Genomic DNA, 3,448 nt, shown 5'->3' with positions numbered 1-3,448 from the left:
CTATTTAAGGAGCCTCATGACGAAGCAGTGCATAAAAATTCTCATAAAAGTAGACTCTATGAATTAATCAGTGCTTCCCTAGAGTGTCATTGGCATATTTACCCTCGTACACCCTTTGCCACTACGTGGCGTTCCCCTCAAGGGAACACGAGAAAAATAGAGGCGCTTTTCTTTTGTCGCCCCACCGAACTTAGCGGGGTGGCAAAGGAACTGGAGTCACTCCAGCGAACTGGATTCGTAGGGGAGCCTAAGCGACCTGAGAATCCAGTGACATGCTTCCCTTTGGGTAAAGGTGGTGGCGCAGCCACCAAAGGGGGGGACCTCTTTTCCCTTCCCCGCCAGGGCCGTTGTACGATTTTATCAAAAGAGGCGCCCTAAAACATGAAGGGCGCCTGCAATCCTTTTTGAACCATCTGAACCAGCCCGCTTTTAGCGGGCCGACCCCTTTGAACCCTCACCCCCCTTCAGGGCATGTCCACAGGGCGTGTCAAAACCGCTTCTCCCAGAATTTTTCCTACGCTGTCGTGGAATACCAGGTCGCAGTCCCTGTCTTTTCCTGTTTCATCCTGGTTAATCATGACCAGTGCGTCACCGGTGAAGTAGTTGATGAATCCGGCGGCGGGGTAGACTACCAGGCTGGTGCCGCCGATGATGAGCATATCCGCCGTTTGGATGGCATCCATGGCGTCTTCCATGGTGTCCATGTCCAGCGGTTCTTCATAGAGTACCACATCCGGTTTCACGATGCCTCCGCAGTAGGGGCAGTGAGGCACCGGTGCGCAGAGGGAAAGGAAGCTGTCCACGTCGTAGGAACGGCCGCACTGGGTGCAGTAGTTCCGAAGAATAGAGCCGTGGAGTTCCATCACATTCCTGCTGCCTGCCTTCTGGTGTAGGCCGTCGATGTTCTGGGTCACCACCCCCAGAAGTTTCCCCTCCTCTTCCAGCCTGGCCAGGGCATAATGAGCCCGGTTCGGCTCAGCTGCTACCATGGCTTCTGCAAAGTTCTTGTAGTTGGTAAAAAACTCCACCGGATGTTCCTCATAAAAATGATGAGACAGCATTTCCTCCGGCGTCCAGGGAAGATTTGTCTTCTGCCGATAAATCCCATTGGCCCCGCGGAAATCGGGAATATGGGATTCTGTAGAAACACCGGCACCGCCAAAGAAAGCAATCTTATGATGACTCTCAATCATTTCCCTCAATCTTTCCAAATCAGTCATGATGGTCTCCTTTCTGATGGAATGCAAAAGCCTGTTTTTTTTTATTTTACCATTTTTATAGAAGAAAAAGTCAATGGAGAACTTCGAGATTTCCTCACCATTCATTGACAACCTTTCTGCTATCCCCTATGCTAGATGTAGAATTTATGAAGGAGGAATTTATTATGAGTCAGCTTACACTGGCGAAAGCCAAAGAAATTTTACCGAAGTATACCACTGAGGACCATCTTTTCACCCATGCCATGGCAGTGAGTGCAGCCATGGGCGCTATGGCGGATTATTTCCATGCCGATAAGGACCACTGGGAAGCTATCGGCTATCTTCATGATGTGGATTATGAAAAATACCCCAATGAACACTGCCACCATGTCCGGGAATTTCTGGAACCGGAAGGCGTAGATGAGGAAGATATCAATACCATCATTTCCCATGGCTGGGGCATCTGCGACAACGATGTGGAACCCACCACGGACATGGAGAAGAGCCTTTTCACAGTCGATGAACTCACCGGCGTAGTCATGGCCTATGCCCTTATGCGGCCCGAGGGCATTACAGGTATGGAAGTGAAGGGATTGAAAAAGAAATTCAAGGATAAACGGTTCGCTGCCGGCTGCAATCGGGACGTCATCAAAAAGGGATTTGCCATGCTGGGTCTTGACGCCGGTACTGTTATGCAGGCCTGCATTGACGGCATGACTGCCCATAAGGAAGAACTGGGATTGAAATAATAGATTTGTTCTCCATTTCTAAGGAGGTTCCTATGAAGAAACTGATTATTATCATTGCTGCAATCCTTGTCATTGCCGGCGGCCTGGTCAGCTCCTACAACGGCCTCGTTTCCATGCATGAACAGGTGAATTCATCCTGGGCTCAGGTAGATACCCAGCTTCAGCGCCGGGCTGACCTGATCCCCAATCTGGTAAACACGGTTAAAGGCTATGCTTCCCATGAACAGGAAGCGGTGAAGGCAGTGGCCGATGCCCGTTCCAAACTCTTAAATGCTTCCACGCCGACCGATAAAATCAGCGCTAATGGTGAATTGTCCAACGCCCTGGGCCGTCTGCTGATGGTAGCTGAAAATTATCCTGATTTGAAAGCCAGCCAGAATTTCCTGGCACTTCAGGACGAACTGGCAGGAACGGAAAACCGGATTTCCGTAGCCCGTCGGGACTATAACAATCAGGTGCAGAAATACAATGCTAAAATTCATTCTTTTCCGGTAAGCCTCTACGCCGGTGCCTTCGGTTTCACCGACGCCCCCTATTTCAAAGCAGACGAAGGAGCCAAAGCAGCTCCTAAAGTACAGTTTTAGTCAAATTGGTCAGCCGGTGAGACAGTGAGCTGCTGATGAAAGGAGAGATACCATGAAATCCGTAGGGAAAGTGTTGATCGCTCTTTTGACCCTGGTTTTTGCATGGTTTTCCATAAATACCGTCCTGGCAGCAGAAACCTATCCCCCGCCGCCTTCTGATTCTTTCTACGCGGAAGACTACACCGGTACCTTAAGCGTAGAAACAAAGAAACATATCAATGCCATAGGCTATGCACTGGATCAAAAGACCCATGCCCAGGTAGTGGTAGTCATGGTTGCCACCGTTCCCGATGGTGATCTGGAATCCTATGCCAACGGCCTTTTTCGAAGCCGGGGCCTTGGTGATAAAGAGAAAAACAACGGTCTCCTGCTTCTGGTTTCCATGAAAGATAGAAAAGCCCGGATTGAGGTGGGCTACGGCCTGGAAGGCGCCATGAATGATGCCAAAGCAGGGCGCCTGCTGGATACCTTCCTCATTCCCGCTTTCAAGGAAGGCGACTATAGCCGGGGTGTCCAGGATACCTATGACAACATGGTGCGGCAGGTCATGAAAGAATATGGCCTCGCCTCGCTGGACGGACTCTCAAGTCCTGCTGTCAAAGAAGACAGTGGATTTACTATGGAGGATTTTCTAACGCCCCTGGTGCTCCTCATCCTTCTGGTCATTGACTGGATCTTTCTGGGCGGCCGTCTCACCCGCCTCATCCTTTTCCTCCTCTTCACGGGCCGCGGAGGCGGCCGCGGCGGTGGAGGCTTCGGAGGAAGCGGCCGTGGCGGTTCCTCCGGAGGCGGCGGTGCCAGCCGGGGATGGTGAAATGCCAGATTTGTCCGATTTTCTGTTTCTAGGGAAGCGCTGATTAAATCGTTATCGGATTTCATTCTTGCATTTTTATTCAATGCAAGGAATAAGTCGACG

4 protein-coding genes are annotated in these 3,448 nt (G+C 50.8%); 3 read left to right on the top strand and 1 reads right to left on the bottom strand.

What is annotated here, in order from left to right; genetic code table 11:
• Window positions 1–464: 464 nt before the first annotated feature.
• Window positions 465–1,220, bottom strand: coding sequence for an NAD-dependent protein deacylase (locus B2Y11_RS05340; RefSeq protein ID WP_291057055.1), 756 nt, complete (start codon window positions 1,218–1,220; stop codon window positions 465–467).
• Window positions 1,221–1,384: 164 nt separating this feature from the next.
• On the opposite strand from B2Y11_RS05340, the gene B2Y11_RS05335 reads away from it, so the two are divergent.
• From B2Y11_RS05335 to B2Y11_RS05325, 3 genes are read left to right on the top strand one after another with little or no spacing between them, the layout of a single operon-like run.
• Entirely contained in the window at window positions 1,385–1,948 is a 564-nt protein-coding gene (locus tag B2Y11_RS05335; RefSeq protein ID WP_291057053.1) for a hypothetical protein, read from the top strand.
• 32 nt (window positions 1,949–1,980) lie between these two features.
• Window positions 1,981–2,532 (top strand): LemA family protein, encoded by a 552-nt coding sequence (locus tag B2Y11_RS05330; protein ID WP_008859268.1) that lies wholly within the window; start codon window positions 1,981–1,983, stop codon window positions 2,530–2,532.
• 52 nt (window positions 2,533–2,584) lie between these two features.
• Entirely contained in the window at window positions 2,585–3,346 is a 762-nt protein-coding gene (locus B2Y11_RS05325; protein ID WP_291057050.1) for a TPM domain-containing protein, read from the top strand.
• Window positions 3,347–3,448: the final 102 nt, after the last annotated feature.

Source organism: Dialister sp. UBA1703 (assembly GCA_002320515.1).
Taxonomy (GTDB): Bacteria; Bacillota; Negativicutes; order Veillonellales; family Dialisteraceae; genus Dialister.
This window is presented reverse-complemented; position numbering and strand designations above follow the sequence as displayed.

What these genes read in the sequence shown, in the direction of transcription:
- B2Y11_RS05340 (WP_291057055.1), bottom strand. Translation starts at nt 1,220, where the DNA reads ATGACTGATTTGGAAAGATTGAGGGAAATGATTGAGAGTCATCATAAG.
- B2Y11_RS05335 (WP_291057053.1), top strand. Translation starts at nt 1,385, where the DNA reads ATGAGTCAGCTTACACTGGCGAAAGCCAAAGAAATTTTACCGAAGTAT.
- B2Y11_RS05330 (WP_008859268.1), top strand. Translation starts at nt 1,981, where the DNA reads ATGAAGAAACTGATTATTATCATTGCTGCAATCCTTGTCATTGCCGGC.
- B2Y11_RS05325 (WP_291057050.1), top strand. Translation starts at nt 2,585, where the DNA reads ATGAAATCCGTAGGGAAAGTGTTGATCGCTCTTTTGACCCTGGTTTTT.